This is a genomic window from Paenibacillus sp. J22P165 (assembly GCF_059692015.1).
In genome coordinates this window covers 377,957-394,285 of record NZ_JCAUAP010000002.1, presented here as the reverse complement: position 1 = coordinate 394,285, position 16,329 = coordinate 377,957, and the positions used below count along the sequence as shown (strand labels likewise).

Genomic DNA, 16,329 nt, shown 5'->3' with positions numbered 1-16,329 from the left:
AAAACTAACATTGTCGACAAAGCGAAGGTGATTAACAGTGGGTCGTAATAAGAAGTGGGTACAGATTGGGATATTTGCAATCGTGCTCATTATTGGTGTGTTTACGATTATTACAAATTTGTCTGCTTCAGCAAGCAAGAAGTACCCGCAACAAGGGGAGAAAGCTACAAACTTTTCCTTGGTAGGGTTAGATGGTAAGACGCATGAGCTTTCCGATTACAAAGGGAAGGTCGTGTTAGTGAATTTCTGGGGCACGTTTTGTCCACCATGTAAAGAGGAAATGCCTGATCTTCAGAAGCAATATGATAAGTGGAAGAGTCAAGGTGTCGTTTTCTTGGAAGTGAATGTGGACAAGAATAAAGTAACGGTTCAGAGTTTCATGGAACAATACAATCTAAATATGCCGGTGCTGCTCGATGCCAATGAAGTTGTACGTAAGTTGTACGGCGTTATGGACTATCCAACCACCTTTTTCATAGGGGCAGATGGCAAAATTGCTGTGAAAAAAATTGGCCAAATGGAAGAGGCTTATATTGATGAGACCTTGGCTAGCTTGGTTAATAAATCTTAAGTAGTAAAAGAAATGTCGCACGCAGGCTCAATGTTTTTAGGAGGTCATCATGTTCTACAATACCAAATGCGATTGCGGTCATCAGAATCCCACAGGGACTACGCTGTGTGAATCATGTGGCAATCCGTTGATCGATGTCGATGGCAGAGATATTCTGGAAATGCGCTATGATGGCATGGCTCGACGCTCTCAGAAATCCAATCCCTCTCTGCTCGATAAAGTCTGGAATTTCTTCTCCTCGGTCAAAATAGCCGTATGGATTATTTTCATTACAACACTAGCTTCGGCAGTAGGGACAATTTTTCCACAAGAGAATACATTTTTGGACATGGATCCAACCCAATACTACAGCGATAATTACGGAACGTTAGGGAATATCTATCACGCGCTAGGTTTTTCTCATACCTTCAGTTCCTGGTGGTTCATCACGTTACTATTCATGATTGGAACCTCACTTGTCATTTGCAGTCTGGATCGTGTTCTTCCGTTATATCGGGCGCTTTCCAAGCAGCAAATACGTAAGCATATCAATTTCCTTACTAGACAAAATGTTACCTACGTAACAGACTTGCCTGCTGGTACGGATGAGATCGCATGGACGAATAAGTTAGGTACACTTTTACGCAAAAAAAATTACCGCGTACATACAGATGGTTCAGCGCTTCTTGCTGAAAAATATCGTTTTAGCCGTTGGGGTCCCTATATTAATCACATTGGACTCATTATCTTTCTCATCGGTGTGCTGATGCGAGGCATTCCTGGTTGGCATATGGATCAATATATGGGTATTCTCGAAGGCGAAACTAAGCCTATCCCGCATACTTCGTACTACATCAAAAATGAGAAATTTACACTTACGTTGTATGATGAGCAAGATCTGCCTGAAAGCATAAAATCGAAGGGTCAGATTGTGCCCAAAACGTATGAAACACAAGCCATCTTGTACCATTGTACAGCGAATTGCAAAGATGGGTCAGAGGCGCCAGTACTGGAAGAAGTCCATAAATCCAACATCATTGTGAACCATCCATTGGATTACAAGGGTCTGCAAGCCTATCAGTTTGACTATAAAGCAACGCCATTACTGATCTCTGTGAAACCAACGTTGAGCAACCCAACAACTGGTGAGACCTATGGCAGCTTTGATTTACCTATGAATAATCCCAAGGATTCCTATCAAGTAGGACCGTATAAGCTTACGTTAAAAGGCTTCTTCCCTGAGTTTGGCATGGAGAAGGGGCAACCGATCTCGAAATCGAACGAACCGAAAGCACCTGCTTTTATTTTTAGCATTACGGGACCGGGGCTAGCGGAAAAAGGCGAACCTTATCTATATTTCCCAAGACAAATTGATAAGGAAACGTTCTCGCAAGATACAATTAACGGTGCAATTAGCCAAAAGTTGAAGATAGCAGTGGGCTCTATGGAAGGCGTTCAGTTTGCCAATTACACGACCTATTTGAATATCCGCGTAGATAAAGCTATGCCGTATATCTGGGTTGGCTCCGCGATCTTTATGATTGGGGTCATCATGGGCTTCTATTGGCAACATCGACGCATTTGGATTCGAATTGATGAGGGTAAGCTTACACTCGGCGGTCACACGAACAAGAACTGGTTCGGACTTCGCAATGAAGTTGCCGCCGCATTAAATAAGAATGATTTAGAAGTTCAGCCGAAAACATTAGCAAATGGAGGAAACCAGGGGTGAATGTAAACTCTGTCAGCAGCACCTTTCTACTCATCGCTTTTTTTGTATACTTGCTCGCATTCTTCCTGTTCGTCTTATCGATTACCGGTAAAAGATGGAGCAATCGGAAGCCCGAGGATCACACGAGGCAGTGGGGCTTCGTCGCTTTTATAACGTCGGTTATTGGTTTTGCTTGTCATGTGACGTTCTTCTTCACAAGATGGGCAGAAGGGGGGCATATCCCTACCTCCAATATGTATGAATTTATGACTTTCTTAGGGATGATGATCATGTGTGCCTTCTTGATCGTATATCTCATTTATCGGACACCAGTATTAGGGGTCTTTGCCTTACCGATTGGTTTTATCATTATTGCTTATGCATCTGTATTCCCAAGTGAAGTACAGCCATTGATTCCTGCGTTGCAGAGCTACTGGCTTAAAATTCACGTGACGACGGCTGCAACTGGAGAAGCTTTCTTTGCAGTAGGTTTTGCCGGCGGCTTGATGTATTTGCTGCGTGCTGTCGACTATCAAGGAACGACGAAGACTGATAAAAAGGAACAAAGGGGTGTTGAGCTAACCCTATTCTTTATCCTTATGCTCGTGGCATTTATTGCGTCGATTTTTACATTCAACGGATCGGGTTACAAAGCAGTCTTCTCCAAAGATGTGATTGTGACCAATGCGCAAGGTGTGCAGGAAACGAATCATACAACGGAAACGTATGTATTGCCTCCAATTGTACAACCGTATGATACGCAGGTCGTGGAGATGAAATCATTCTTAGGCATGTCAGAGCCATTATTCACAGCTCCATCCTGGATGGAAGGGGCAAGTGCGGGGCGTAAATTGAACACGGTGATTTGGTCTATTCTCGGTGGTTTAATCCTCTATTGGTTGGCACGTTTAGTTGCACGCAAACCTTTAGGAGCTGCGATTGGCCCTGTTGTAAAAGGGATGGATGCGGAAGATTTGGATGAAATCAGTTATCGTGCTATTGCGATTGGTTATCCGATCTTTACACTGGGTGCACTGATCTTTGCGATGATTTGGGCTCAGGAGGCTTGGGGCCGCTTTTGGGGATGGGATCCCAAGGAAGTATGGGCATTGATTACTTGGTTATTCTATGCTGTATTCCTACATCTTCGTCTTTCAAAAGGGTGGCAAGGTAAGAAATCCGCTTGGTTAACGGTTATTGGATTTATCGTGGTAATGTTCACCTTAGTAGGTGTCAACTTAGTGATTGCAGGACTGCATTCCTATGCTGGTGTTTAATATCAAGTACGTACATTAAAAGAGGATGTGACGTGAAGGTGGAATTGAAGCCTAGTATACTTGTTGTAGATGATGAAGAACGTATTCGCCGATTGCTGCGCATGTACTTAGAGAAAGAAGGATATCTCATTGAAGAAGCGGAGGACGGAGAAACCGCTTTGCGGATGGCGACGGAAACCGACTTTGATTTAATCTTGCTCGACGTGATGCTGCCTGGCATCGATGGGATTGAAGTGTGTGCACGCCTTCGACAAGTGAAGTCCACACCAGTCATTATGCTGACTGCGAAGGGTGAAGAGACGAATCGTGTGAGTGGATTTGAAGTGGGAGCGGATGACTATGTGGTTAAACCGTTCTCGCCTCGTGAAGTGATATATCGGGTGAAAGCGATCCTTCGCCGCTCGTCAGCAACTGCTTATCTATCTAAAGATGCAAGCTCCAGCAATAATATTGTATTCCCGAACCTGATTATCGAGCATGATGCACATCGTGTGACAGCGGGTGGTCAAGAAGTTGCATTAACACCGAAAGAGTACGAATTGCTGCATTACTTAGCCGTATCTCCGGATAAGGTGTTCTCCCGAGAAGAGCTGTTGAAGGATGTTTGGAATTACGAGTTTTTTGGTGACTTACGTACGGTAGATACACATGTAAAAAGACTTCGTGAAAAATTAAATAAAGTATCCCCGGATGCTGCCGCGATGATTACGACCGTGTGGGGTGTAGGCTACAAGCTAGAGGTGCCTAAATAAGTGTTTATTTTCAGGAGTGTCGTAGGGAAGTTGTGGTTAACGATTATTGGCCTAGTTGGGGTTGTTTTGCTCATACTAGGCTTTTTCCTTGTCAAATATATGGGAAATTATTTCTCGCAAGCAACGGATCAGCGCGAGAATATGAGAGAAATGGCAGTCAAGTTTTCGGAAGAAGCAACGACGCACATGTACAATGAGCAATTTTATCAACTAAGTAATGAGCTGCTCAGCTTTCAAGATTCAAGAATGCTCGTGATTTCTACAGATATGAAGGAAATGGTCATCCCACGAACTAGCGGGAGCCAGTTAGTCGAATTCCATGTTTCTGATTTCTACACGCAAGAAGAATTGAAGCCTGTATTTTCTGGCCAAACCATCGATAAGCAAGTCAATAAATCGGGCACTGGCCGCTTTGAGGCAGGAGCGGAATACCTCGTAGTGGCAGCTCCGCTTTTCAGTTTGGAGGGCGGCATTGTAGGGGCGACATTGCTGTATCAATCCCTGCAGTCGTTAGAAGCCACGCAATCGTATATGTTAAGATTGTTTATTTATGTGTCTATTGTTGGTTTTCTCATGACGACCTTCTTCGCCTTCTTCTTATTCTCACAAATTACGAGACCGTTGCAGCAATTGAAGAAAGCAGCTGATTTTATTACACATGGGGAATATGGAAGGCGTGTCCCTATTTTATCCAAAGATGAGATTGGTGAGCTTGCCAAGACGTTTAACCACATGGGCGAAAAGGTACAGGAAAGCATTCAAGCCCTTAGTCAGGAAAAAGAACATTTATCAAGCATTCTTGGAAGTATGACCGATGCGGTCATCACCCTGGATGTGAATGGATCTGTTATGCTGAGCAACCCACAAGGGGAGAAGATCGTAGAAGAGTGGAGCACAATTGAGTGGTCTGATGATGAGGGAGAGCCAAGACGTTTCCCAAAACCGGATACCGCACTTGGCGATTGGGGACTCATGAGCTACAGCAATCCGAACACCAAGCCAATTCCTGTGCCGTTGATTCCGCTCTTTGAAGCGGTTGTCGATGAGTCGGCAGAAGCTGCTACGAAGCTTCATGTAAAGAATGGCGTCTGGTCCGTGGCTATGACGCCACTCTACTCGCGAGACCAGGTGCGCGGCGCTGTGGCTGTCCTCCGTGATGTGACGGAGGAGGAACGGCTGGATAAGCTGCGCAAGGATTTCGTGGCGAACGTCTCACACGAGCTGCGTACGCCGATCTCGATGCTGCAGGGCTACAGTGAAGCCCTGCTCGATGATATTCCCTCCACGCCGGAGGAACGCGTGGAGCTGGTGCAGGTCATTCACGATGAGTCGCTCCGTATGGGGCGCCTCGTCCGTGACCTGCTCGATCTGGCGCGGATGGAGGCCGGCCATCTCGAGCTTTCCTTCAGGGAGGTCGAGATCGACTCCCTGGTGCGTCGGGTGCACCGCAAATTCGCGGTGCTGGCCAAAGAGCGCGGTATCGCGCTTAGCGTGGCGCTGCCGGAAGAGCCGCTCATCCTGCGGCGTGCGGATGAGGATCGCTTGGAGCAGGTGTTGACGAACCTGCTCGACAACGCGTTCCGCCATACGCCTGCCGGGGCGATTGCCTTGAAGGCGGAGGCATGCCTCTCGAAGGATCGGCCTGCGATCCGCATTGAGATTACTGACGAAGGACAGGGTATCCCTGCCGAAGACTTGCCTTTCATATTTGAACGGTTCTACAAGGCGGACAAAGCGCGTACGCGTGGATCCTCAGGGGGGACTGGACTTGGACTTGCAATCGTCAAGAATATCATTGATTCCCATCATGGTACGGTAACGGTACAAAGCTCATGGGGGCATGGCAGCACGTTTACGATCTGCTTGCCTTGTGAACACAAATAAACAGAAAATTGTGCGAATTTCGACACAAAAAATAGGCGTTTGCTAGGAATACTCAGCAAACGCCTATTTCATGTGTAGAATATTCAGATAAAATCTTGTTGTTCGTGAAACAATTTGTGCTTATTAGAGCGTAAGTGCACGAACATTCACGATTTCATCAAGCTTTGTCAATTCAGCCAACACTTCAGAAGGAGCTGTTTTATCAATCGTCAGAACCATGATTGCGGATCCGCCGATTACTTTACGACCCACTTGCATTGTCGCGATGTTAACTTGGTTGCTTCCTAGCAATGTACCAACGCGGCCGATAATACCTGGTTTATCGTTGTGAGAGATCAATAGCAAGTTACCTTCAGCAGCGAAGTCAACAGGGTATTGATCAATACGCACGATACGCTCACCGAAGCCAGCAAGTAATGTACCTGCAAGAGTTTTCTCTTCTTGTTTCGTTTTAACCGTTACAGTAACAAGGTTAGTGAAACTGTTGGATGCGTTTGATTTTTGCACGACGATGTTCACACCGCGTGATTTAGCCAGATGCATCGCATTGATAATGTTGATGGATTCTAATTGGTTTTGGAAAATACCTTTTACGATATAACGATTTAACGGACTTGTATCAACATCCATCAAATCACCTGCATAGTTAATGATGATTTCAGAAACAGCACCTTGGGCAATTTGACCAAGAACAGAACCAATTTTCTCACCAAGACTGAAGTAAGGTTGCAGCTTGTTAAGCACATCTGCTGGAACTGGCGGCATGTTTACTGCGTTTTTGAACGGCTCGTTGCGAAGAATGTGAAGAACTTCCTCGGATACATCGATCGCTACGTTTTCTTGTGCTTCAATCGTGGAAGCGCCAAGATGAGGCGTTACGATTACTTTAGGATTCGTTAAGAACGGGTGATCCTTTGCTGGCGGCTCAACTTCGAATACGTCGAAAGCAGCTCCTGCAACGATTCCTTGATCAATCGCTTCTACTAATGCTAGCTCGTCGATAATTCCGCCGCGCGCACAGTTGATGATGCGAATGCCTGGTTTCATAAGTTCGAATTGTGTTCTGGAAATCAGGTGACGCGTTTCTGGCGTAAGTGGTGTATGAACAGTGATGAAATCAGCTTGAGCAGCGATCTCGTTAACAGTTCCTAGCTTAACACCCATTTTCTCAGCGCGCTCTTCTGTCAAGAACGGATCGTAACCGATAACTTCCATACCGAATACTTTTGCGCGTTTCGCAACTTCACTACCGATACGTCCCATTCCGAGAATACCTAGTGTTTTGTTACGAAGCTCAACGCCGATAAATTTACGATCCCACTCGCCGCCAACCGTTTTCTTGTACGCTTGTGGAATCATACGAGCTGTTGCCATCATCATAGCGAAAGTAAGCTCGCAAGTTGCAATTGTGTTCCCGTCAGGTGCATTGATAACGATAATTCCGCGTTTAGTCGCTGCTTCCAAATCAATATTATCAACACCAACACCGGCGCGGCCAATGACTTTCAACTTCGTACCGGCAGTCATGATTTTCTCAGTTACTTTAGTTTGGCTACGAACTAAGAGGGCATCGTACTCACCGATGATTGCGATGAGTTCGTCTTCGGATAGACCTGATTGCTTAACCACTTCAACATCAGTTGCATCATAAAGCATTTGAATTCCCATGTCACTAATTGGATCGGATACTAGAACTTTGAACATAATTCGTTTCCTCCTTAGATTTGAACATAAAAAAACTCCCAGCCCTCGGACACAGACAGTTAGCCTGTAGCCAAAGGGACGAGAGATTGCTTTCGTGGTACCACCCTAGTTCGCTGCCCATTCGCATGGGTAGCCTCATTTGGTCTTGCGACCTGGAACTGTAACGTGTTCCTATCCCGATTGCATCTACTAAAGTTCAATGCAATAACTCTGGAGTGCTCCGCAATAGTTCGCTACCGATTCTCACCTACCATCGGTTCTCTGAAAGCTACTTTACCTGCTTGGCTCCGTCAACGCTGTACTGTGATATAGAATTTTTACTAGATTACCATGCGTTCGAAATCGTGTCAATACATGTCGAACGATTTTCACTTTTACGTCATAAATGTTCGGATTGACAATCATTCAGAAGCTTTTCGTTTATTTTATAGCATGAATGTTAAGAAAGCAATGAGTTTTTGTTAATATTTGAGCCTATATTTCGTGTATGGTACAGTGAATGTTAAGATCTCATTTTAAAAAATCAGGAGTGTGTACGGAAATGGAAATCAATCGCATTTATCCGCAAATTTTTCTCCAAGAGATAGAAAAGAAATCGCTTGGCAATAGTGTAATTATTGATGTAAGGGAACCCCATGAGTGGGAGTACTATCATATGGAAGAAGCAAAGCTTATTCCGATGCAGCAAATACCGCTGCGTATGGGGGAGCTTCCAGATGATGAAGACATATATATTGTATGTGCACATGGAGTGCGCAGTATGCGTGTAGCTGAATATTTGAAAGAGAATGGGTTTGATCGCGTCATCAATGTTGATGGAGGAATGGCGGCCATTGCCATGTTCCGCGGCTTCCAATACGACTAAACTGAAAAAGCTGAGGATGCGGGTTATCAACCACATTCTCAGCTTTTATTAATTTACATCTGAAAAGAAGGGTAATTGAGGTAACATCTCATTGGTATACCATTTTGATTTCCCTTTGACAAAGTCGCCTGTTCGAACCGCATTGGTACTTAGCAATAATTCCATCGTTTGATTTACATCGGTTACATTTAATTTCTTAGCTTGCCCTGAGGCAATGAACTCGTCAATTCTTATCGTTAAATCCTGCGGATAAAATGGCGAGAAGGCTTTGTTTTTCAATAATTTAGCAGTAATATAAACATTCTTCACATTCAAATTCATCGATCGCCACTGATCGAGATTGGCTGTATTGTTGGAATCGAAATATTCAATATCTGGATCCAGTGTGCCATTCCAAACAAGAATGGAGTCAAAATAATTTTTTTGAGCGGTTAAAGCTTGCGTCTTGGCTTCAAGAAAATAAGCGTCTTTGTGAATGGCATCAATCAACTGTGAATGGCTTTGGGCATTCGCTTTCGATTGATACGTATTTAATGCATCTGTGAAAAGCTTTAAGCTCTTTAAATAACCTTGGTGTGATTGAACCAGCAGTGGTGAAGACGCAGGCATATTTTTGTTCTGTAATGTATTGTATTTGTCCGCAGCAATTTTACTAAGCTCTTTCAGAACAGCGGAAGCATCCACGGCGGCATTATCCATCTCGATTTGACTCAGCAATTCAAACCATTTATTCTGAAATTCCCTAAAGGGTAAAAAGATGGTATGGTAATATGACACTAGCACTTGTTGGTCATAAGCGCCTACTTCGGGGGCTGCGGCGGCTTTACCAGCGTTCATTATTTTATCATACTTCAAATCCGCTTTCGTTTGTCCTAATCGTAACCCATAGAAAAAAGCGCCAAGGATACAGACCAGCATAAAGATAAACATGAGGGCAAATAAATAATCAGTGCGAGTAAGACGCTTCTCCATAAATCTAGCTCCTTGTTGTCTTTGATATTTGTTTTAGTATAGGTCAATCAGCATTAAAAAGGAATATTATAAGGAAATGAGGTACTTCCTTTGAAAAAATTTGATTTCAAGAACCTTCGTATTGGGAAAGTTGACATTAGTGAGCTGAATGACAGGACATTATTACTAAATCTTTACTTTACACAACTGCTTACGCTTATTATCGGAATAATCATCTTAATATTTCAGAGCAATTCTAAGATTCTTTCTGCCTTGTCCTTTCAAGGTGGATGGAAAGTTGTAATTTGGGGATGCTTATTTGCTGTAGTGGTGCTTGGTGTGGACTTGCTTATCTCAAGATGGGTACCCAAGGAAGTTGCGGATGACGGCGGCATTAATCAAATGATTTTTGGAAATAGAGCCCTTTGGCATATTGCACTTATCTCATTTATCGTATCTGTCTGTGAAGAAGTCCTATTCCGTGGTGCGATTCAACATGCTTGGGGGCCTTACTGGACTAGTATTCTGTTCGCTGCGATTCATGTGCGGTATCTTCAGCATTGGCTTATGACAGGAATGGTTTTCTGCATTAGCTATGGCTTAGGTTGGATTTACCTTCATACGGGAAGCCTATGGACACCGATAATTGCTCACTTTATGATTGATATGGTGATGGGATGCATACTTCGTTTTAGCAAGGAGGAAGATCAAGTTTCATGAGTGTAGGAGATAGAGTAGCTTCACGATCGAATCCTGGAGTGGAGGAGAATCAGGAGGATGAGACCTATTTACCGCCGCGTAGAGCCGTACATCCTTCAGAGCAAGGTAAATGGACGAATCTTTTTTATATGACACTGCTGTGGTTGTTTATCGCGTTGGTGGTGAGTTTAACTGTTTGGGGGATTAAATATTCTTCGTTATGAGACCATAAAATGAGCCATACGCTTGCACGAAAGATTCGTGGCAGCCGTATGGCTCTTATTTTCGTTTCTAGCGCATCTCAAGCTCGATCGCATTCGGATCAACAAAAGTATAGCCTTTTTCCTCCAGCTTCGTAAGCAGCGTATCGAGGGCGCTCACGGTCCAAGGGAGTTCATGCATGAGGATGTTGCTGCCATTGTGAAGCTGTTGCAACACATTCTCAATGACTTTGTTAGAATCATTGTTTTTATTCGTCATATCCCAATCTAGAGAACCATTGGACCATGTCATATAAAGCATTTTGTTGTTTTTAATTTTTGTTTTCAAATAATCGTTGCCCGAACCAAATGGGGGACGGAAAAACTGAGGGGACTGCCCGATAATGTCTTTCACAGCTTGTTGCACATCATCCACCTGTTTATCAATCTTCTCATTCGCCATATCTTTCAGATTCTCATGATCCCAAGCGTGATTGCCGATGATATTTCCACTCTCATGAACAAGCTTAACGAGCTCTGGCTTTTGCTTAATGCGATAGCCGTTCATGAAGAAGATTGCTTTCGCTTTGTGTTTGTTTAGAATATCAATCAGAGATTGATTCATCGCCTGATCTTTCGGGCCATCATCAAAGGTTAACAGGACGACTTTCTTATTGCCATTCGGGTCATTCGGTACAATATCATAATTCTTGTTCATATGATAGGTCTTCTGAACGACTTCGGGGGCAACGGGTGTTGGAGTCGGCGTAGGTGTAAGTGCCGCGGTTGGTGTTGGACTTGAAGTTGGGCTTGGACTAGCTGTTGCTTCTGTTGTTGGGGCCAAGCTCGATGAGGCAGCAGGGCTCGTTTCTGTTTGATTTGAACTGCAGGCAGCTAACAAAAGCATCACCGACAGGAGCAAGGTACTTGCTTTCTTTTTCATCATATGTCTTCTCCTCAGATCCTTACATGGTAGTCATTCCTTATAGTACCACAAGTATATACATATTTCGCAGATGTCAATTCTCCTATGTTTTCCTTCTGATTTGACGTATGCCCACTTCTAAACTCGCACAACCTAGGAAGGCTTCATACTACTTATCATGGAGGGAGATCCAATGAAATTAGGCACATTTATGCTTGGTGGTATTGCAGGCGCGGCTGCGGTCATTTATCTCAATCGTAAAAGTAAATCGATGCTCTTCTCAGCATTTAGCTCATCCAATCAATCGATGGGCAATGTCATGGATAAGGCGAAAGAAACGTTCGCGAGCAAATCTTTTGGAGAATCTGCCGCCAGAAATTTCTCCTCGACGAGTACAAATGGCTTGAATCAAGTGGAGAAAATTGTGAAAGAGGACCCGCATTTGAAGGCAACCGTCAGCGAAATTCTGCAAGATAATAAAATAAGCAACGCTACAATTCAATAATAATAAGCTCGCAGCGCAGTCTGGCATACCCACGGGGCCGGCTGTGCTTTTTCTTTTTATACATAACTTGCGCGTGCAATTGCGAAGATTTAGTGTTAACATGATAGGTGAAAACAATAGATGGATGCATGTCCATTTATTAATTAATGGTTCACCTTTTTATTTTTCTAACATATTCTGATTGAAATAAGGTGACCATGCTTTCGATGCAAGCTTTCCTAGTGGAGAGCTCAAAGGAGGATCCTATCATGAAAATAGAACGCTTAAGTCAGGATAAGATACGGATTTTCCTAACATTCGATGACTTAACTGAACGTGGAATTCAAAAAGACGACATGTGGAGAGAAATTCCAAAAGTGCACGAGTTGTTTAGTGAAATGATGGATCAAGCCTATTCGGAGCTCGGATTTGACCCGTCCGGTCCGCTTGCTGTTGAGGTATTCGCACTCCCAGCGCAAGGAATGGTTGTTATTGTGACCAGAGGTAAGCTTGATTTGTATGCAAGTTCTGATGCATATGACGATCACGAAGCTGAAGAAGTGTACGAAATGGAAGTTACGCTTGAACAAAGCGATTTAATCTCCTATGCTTTCCGTGATTTTGAAGATCTGCTGCGTGTATCCAAAGTAATCAATCCCCTTCTGATGGAAGGCGGTACCCTGTATTCGTACAAAGGGAAATATATTTTACAGCTTGAGCCTGTAGATCTTGAAGAGACGAAGTATCAAGCACTAATCGCTGTCCTATCTGAGTTCGGTGAAGCTTCTTCTATAACGTTAGCCGTCCTCGAAGAATACGGAAAGACGATTATCGCTGATGATGCTGTGAAGGTGCTCTGCCGTCACTTCAAATAAGCAGGACTCACGTCCTCATGCAGTCCAATGAAACAAGCATCTACCAAAAACAACCGTTTTTGAGGATGCTTGTTTTGTTTTCCATAATACGCATCTAAGGTGTCATGTGTTACAAGTAGATAAGTCAAACAAGAACGACTATAATAGAGGTATGTATTTCAAAAAGAGAGGGGAGCTGGAACTTTGCATATCGTGCCTATTTTACTGGCAGCCATAGCCCCAGGTCTCTCGTTGCTCGCCTACTTTTATCTGAAGGATCGATACGAAACAGAACCTATACATCTAGTGATTCGCATGTTTCTCTTCGGTGTACTCCTGGTGTATCCGACGATGGTTCTACAGAACGCATTTATCCAAGAATTCGGCAATGGCACTATTATGACTTCCTTTTTTCTATCTGGAGGCATTGAAGAGTTTCTGAAGTGGTTATTATTGTATCATCTGATTTTCCGTCATGAAGCCTTCGATGAGCCCTATGATGGGATTGTGTACGCGGTGGCTGTAAGTCTCGGCTTCGCAACCCTAGAGAATATCATTTACGCCTTCTTACATGCTTCTTCGTTCTCAGCTCTAATGCTTCGTGCACTGCTGCCTGTTTCGGGTCATGCCTTATTTGGTGTGATGATGGGGTATTACATGGGCAAAGCGAAATTCGTTCCTCACAAGCAAAACAGGTACCTCTGGATGTCGCTTCTGCTTCCAATTGCGTGGCATGGTGCATTCGATTATATTTTGCTCATTTTCAAAACAGGCTGGATGTGGATTATGATTCCGCTGATGACATTTCTGTGGATACGCTCGATTTGGCGTGTTGATCGTGCGAATGCACACTCTCCCTTACGCGTTGTGACCGTCGATGAGAAGATTAAAATGGGATGAATTGGGTATAATGACTGTATAATTGGTGAGCTCCATTACATGGAATGGGGATAGACCGGGAGGGTATACATGTCATTAACGACGCGCGTGAAAGTGAAGATCCGATGTCGATTATGTGGTGAGAAGTTTGTTTTACGAGGCAAAAAGGAAAAAGACAAAATTGAAACTGGATTTCGGCAATGTATATGCAGTAATGAGCACGATTTTGAAATAGAGACCGAAAGTTAGCGAAAGGCCATTCTTCCGAATAGGCCTTTTTTTGCATAGAACTTGTGTTTAACGCCTCCGTCCTTACAGGACTGTGAGGCTTTTATTTTGTGTCAATCTTGTATAAACCTGCCTCCTCGCGTAAAAACTAAGCGCAAGATTGGGTATGAAAGGAGCAGTTCTGTGTATAAAAGATTAAGTATTGTCATGTTTCCATTTCTATTGCTGGCATTGATCGGGGCTTCTGTATGGGGGTATTTAGAGCACCAAGAGAAGAATACGATTTTAATTAAAGCTGAAAATCAGTACCAACGGGCGTTTCATGATTTGTCCTTTCACATGGATAAGCTACATACGGAGTTAGGGAATACATTGGCTGTGAATGAAACATCGGAGCCTTCCTATCGAAAAGGATTAGTGAATGTTTGGCGTCTAACCAGTCAAGCACAAAGCGATATCACCCAATTGCCACTGATGCTGCTGCCTTTTAATAAAACAGAAGATTTTCTAGCGAATATGGCGAATTTCTCCTATCGGATGTCGGTACGGGATATGACGAAACAACCTTTAACAGAAGCTGAAATGAAGACGTTAAACACGCTTTACGCACATTCTGCTGATATTACGAAAGAAATTCGCGGCGTACAAGATAAAGTCATTGCAAATAATTTAAGATGGATGGATGTAGAGACGGCTCTAGTGTCTGAGAACCAAATGCATGACAATGCGATCATCGATGGTTTTAAGATTGTGGATAAGCAAGTAGGTGGATATGATGAATTAAATTGGGGGACAGGCAACTTATCGGTATTCTCCAAAAATGATGTTAAAATGTTGACAGGGAACGAGATGACGGCTGATCAGATTAAAAAGAAGGCCATTGCATTCCTTGGTGTTCAAGATTCATCTAACATTAAAGTTATCGAAAACGGTGGAAATGCACCCGAATTTCAAAGCTTTAGTGTTGTGGTTCCGAGCGGGGATGCTTCCAAAACGGATACACAAATGGATTTTACTAAAAAAGGCGGGCATCTCATTTATTTCATGAAGTCGCGCGATGTGCCATCCTCGAAGTTTAATCTTCGTCAAGCAAGAGATGTAGCTAATGAATTCTTGGATCAACATGAATATAAGGATTTAAGTGCCATTAGCTATGATCAATATCAGAATACGGCGACAATTCTTTTTGCTAAGAAAGAAAACAATGTCACCATTTACCCCGAACAAGTAACGGTTAAAGTTGCCTTGGATACGCTTGAAGTAACAGGGCTGCAGGCTACTAATTATATTTATTCGCAAAAAGATCGCAAAATTGGTCAGCCCAAAATTACTGCCGAGCAAGCTCGTAAGCAGCTGAGTTCCAAAATGAAAGTGACCGGTGAATCTCTCGCAATCATCAAGAATGATCTGGACGAAGAGGTGCTGTGTCATGAATTTATCGGAACGATGAATAACAATATCTATCGGATTTATGTCAATGGGGATGTGGGCATGGAAGAGAAAATTGAGACGATTCGTCAGGATCAAGTAGAAGCAGCAAAAGGAAAATCTTAGTAGAGAAGAAGCAGGCTAATGGCCTGTTTCTTTTTTTTCTATCTAAATGTTGATGGCATGGTATAATTAGGACATAATACTTCGCGGAGGTGCGGAAATTGCTTCCTAAGGTCAACCAGATATTACATATGCAAATGAACAGTATTGATGAAGATGAGTCCAAAATCGAGTATAAGTCGCGAATTGCGGATGTAACAGAAAGCGCGATCATTATTGAAATCCCGCTGAATGAGAAAACAGGACGCTTGAAAAAAATGTATCATGGGGATGAAATAAGCGCACATTTCCTTGGACAAGGCGGTGTAAAGCACTATTTCACCACGGAGGTCACGGGATTCACAGAAGACGTCATTCGTTTAATTGAATTGCGACTCCCTGAGTTAAGTGCAATAACGCAAATACAACGTAGGAATTTCTTACGGGTTTTGGCTGAACTTGAGATCGCTGTGAAGCTCAACGACCAAATTCAATTCATTGGCTTAACGGATGATGTTGGCGGTGGTGGTATTTCATTTATTTGTGATGGACATATCCCAATCGGTTTAAATGCGATTATTTCGTGCTGGGTGCTTGCTCCCTTCAAAAATGGCGCGATCGAACATATTCCATTCACAGGTGAAGTGGTCCGAGTGAAGGCTACTGAGACAGGCAAACAACTTGTGATGATACGATTCGCAGAAATTGCGGATCGAGAGCGACAGAAGTTGATACGCTTTTGCTTCGAAAGACAAATGGATTTTCGCAAGCGTTAAGGATTGAGAGGAGTCGACTGCGGGCATACTGCTAAGCATATTGGAAGCTAGCAGGAGTGT

The 16,329-nt window shown here is 43.4% G+C and carries 16 protein-coding genes and 1 other annotated feature; of the genes, 13 read left to right on the top strand and 3 right to left on the bottom strand.

Annotated elements, in window-relative coordinates; all coding sequences use genetic code 11:
* The first annotated feature begins 37 nt into the window (after nt 1-37).
* Genes AC58QM_RS05905 through AC58QM_RS05885 form a run of 5 tightly spaced genes read left to right on the top strand, consistent with a single transcriptional unit; the run spans nt 38 to nt 6,174 of the window.
* Complete coding sequence (locus tag AC58QM_RS05905) at nt 38-571, top strand: redoxin domain-containing protein (protein WP_497282183.1); 534 nt, start codon at nt 38-40, stop codon at nt 569-571.
* A 49-nt stretch (nt 572-620) separates the two neighbouring features.
* The gene (resB, locus tag AC58QM_RS05900) at nt 621-2,282 is read left to right on the top strand and encodes a cytochrome c biogenesis protein ResB (RefSeq protein WP_497282181.1); all 1,662 of its coding nucleotides are present in this window, start codon (nt 621-623) and stop codon (nt 2,280-2,282) included.
* Nucleotides 2,279-3,538, top strand: coding sequence for a cytochrome c biogenesis protein CcsA (gene ccsA, locus AC58QM_RS05895; protein ID WP_497282179.1), 1,260 nt, complete (start codon nt 2,279-2,281; stop codon nt 3,536-3,538). Before resB ends, ccsA begins: the two co-directional genes overlap by 4 nt.
* 38 nt (nt 3,539-3,576) lie before the next feature.
* A complete protein-coding gene (locus AC58QM_RS05890; RefSeq protein ID WP_056614488.1) occupies nt 3,577-4,290 on the top strand; it encodes a response regulator transcription factor in 714 nt (237 codons plus the stop codon).
* Nucleotides 4,291-6,174 (top strand): sensor histidine kinase, encoded by a 1,884-nt coding sequence (locus AC58QM_RS05885; RefSeq protein ID WP_497282177.1) that lies wholly within the window; start codon nt 4,291-4,293, stop codon nt 6,172-6,174.
* A gap of 123 nt (nt 6,175-6,297) precedes the next feature.
* Here the strand turns inward: AC58QM_RS05885 and serA are convergent, their stop codons facing one another.
* On the bottom strand, nt 6,298-7,878 hold the full coding sequence (gene serA / locus AC58QM_RS05880; RefSeq protein ID WP_497282176.1) for a phosphoglycerate dehydrogenase: 1,581 nt from the start codon (nt 7,876-7,878) through the stop codon (nt 6,298-6,300).
* 71 nt (nt 7,879-7,949) lie between these two features.
* Nucleotides 7,950-8,181, bottom strand: a binding site (T-box leader).
* Nucleotides 8,182-8,419: 238 nt separating this feature from the next.
* Between serA and AC58QM_RS05875 the strand changes: the two genes are divergently transcribed.
* Nucleotides 8,420-8,743, top strand: a complete 324-nt coding sequence (locus AC58QM_RS05875; protein ID WP_497282174.1) for a rhodanese-like domain-containing protein — start codon at nt 8,420-8,422, stop codon at nt 8,741-8,743.
* Between the two features lie 48 nt (nt 8,744-8,791).
* Here the strand turns inward: AC58QM_RS05875 and AC58QM_RS05870 are convergent, their stop codons facing one another.
* Nucleotides 8,792-9,715 (bottom strand): hypothetical protein, encoded by a 924-nt coding sequence (locus AC58QM_RS05870; protein ID WP_497282173.1) that lies wholly within the window; start codon nt 9,713-9,715, stop codon nt 8,792-8,794.
* A gap of 90 nt (nt 9,716-9,805) precedes the next feature.
* Between AC58QM_RS05870 and AC58QM_RS05865 the strand changes: the two genes are divergently transcribed.
* Together AC58QM_RS05865 and AC58QM_RS05860 are read left to right on the top strand one after the other, a co-directional pair.
* A complete protein-coding gene (locus tag AC58QM_RS05865) occupies nt 9,806-10,414 on the top strand; it encodes a CPBP family intramembrane glutamic endopeptidase (protein ID WP_497282171.1) in 609 nt (202 codons plus the stop codon).
* On the top strand, nt 10,411-10,617 hold the full coding sequence (locus tag AC58QM_RS05860; RefSeq protein ID WP_497282169.1) for a hypothetical protein: 207 nt from the start codon (nt 10,411-10,413) through the stop codon (nt 10,615-10,617). The genes AC58QM_RS05865 and AC58QM_RS05860 overlap by 4 nt, the downstream gene beginning before the upstream one ends.
* 67 nt (nt 10,618-10,684) lie before the next feature.
* On the opposite strand, the gene AC58QM_RS05855 is transcribed toward AC58QM_RS05860, so the two are convergent.
* Nucleotides 10,685-11,539: a polysaccharide deacetylase family protein gene (locus AC58QM_RS05855; protein ID WP_497282167.1), complete on the bottom strand. Its 855-nt coding sequence runs from the start codon at nt 11,537-11,539 to the stop codon at nt 10,685-10,687.
* Between the two features lie 172 nt (nt 11,540-11,711).
* On the opposite strand from AC58QM_RS05855, the gene AC58QM_RS05850 reads away from it, so the two are divergent.
* The 5 genes from AC58QM_RS05850 (at nt 11,712) to AC58QM_RS05830 (ending at nt 16,269) form a co-directional block, all read left to right on the top strand.
* A complete protein-coding gene (locus tag AC58QM_RS05850; RefSeq protein ID WP_497282165.1) occupies nt 11,712-12,023 on the top strand; it encodes a hypothetical protein in 312 nt (103 codons plus the stop codon).
* Nucleotides 12,024-12,271: 248 nt separating this feature from the next.
* Nucleotides 12,272-12,877 (top strand): genetic competence negative regulator, encoded by a 606-nt coding sequence (locus AC58QM_RS05845; RefSeq protein WP_310223419.1) that lies wholly within the window; start codon nt 12,272-12,274, stop codon nt 12,875-12,877.
* 183 nt (nt 12,878-13,060) lie between these two features.
* Complete coding sequence (prsW, locus tag AC58QM_RS05840; RefSeq protein ID WP_310223421.1) at nt 13,061-13,756, top strand: glutamic-type intramembrane protease PrsW; 696 nt, start codon at nt 13,061-13,063, stop codon at nt 13,754-13,756.
* 390 nt (nt 13,757-14,146) lie between these two features.
* Nucleotides 14,147-15,517, top strand: coding sequence for a germination protein YpeB (ypeB, locus tag AC58QM_RS05835; RefSeq protein WP_497282162.1), 1,371 nt, complete (start codon nt 14,147-14,149; stop codon nt 15,515-15,517).
* Between the two features lie 89 nt (nt 15,518-15,606).
* A complete protein-coding gene (locus tag AC58QM_RS05830; protein ID WP_497282161.1) occupies nt 15,607-16,269 on the top strand; it encodes a flagellar brake protein in 663 nt (220 codons plus the stop codon).
* The last annotated feature ends 60 nt before the right edge of the window (nt 16,270-16,329 follow it).

Excerpts from the sequence above, each read along its gene's own strand:
- AC58QM_RS05870 (WP_497282173.1), bottom strand. The coding sequence starts at position 9,715 with ATGGAGAAGCGTCTTACTCGCACTGATTATTTATTTGCCCTCATGTTT.
- AC58QM_RS05845 (WP_310223419.1), top strand. The coding sequence starts at position 12,272 with ATGAAAATAGAACGCTTAAGTCAGGATAAGATACGGATTTTCCTAACA.
- serA (WP_497282176.1), bottom strand. The coding sequence starts at position 7,878 with ATGTTCAAAGTTCTAGTATCCGATCCAATTAGTGACATGGGAATTCAA.
- AC58QM_RS05855 (WP_497282167.1), bottom strand. The coding sequence starts at position 11,539 with ATGATGAAAAAGAAAGCAAGTACCTTGCTCCTGTCGGTGATGCTTTTG.
- resB (WP_497282181.1), top strand. The coding sequence starts at position 621 with ATGTTCTACAATACCAAATGCGATTGCGGTCATCAGAATCCCACAGGG.
- AC58QM_RS05860 (WP_497282169.1), top strand. The coding sequence starts at position 10,411 with ATGAGTGTAGGAGATAGAGTAGCTTCACGATCGAATCCTGGAGTGGAG.
- AC58QM_RS05875 (WP_497282174.1), top strand. The coding sequence starts at position 8,420 with ATGGAAATCAATCGCATTTATCCGCAAATTTTTCTCCAAGAGATAGAA.
- AC58QM_RS05850 (WP_497282165.1), top strand. The coding sequence starts at position 11,712 with ATGAAATTAGGCACATTTATGCTTGGTGGTATTGCAGGCGCGGCTGCG.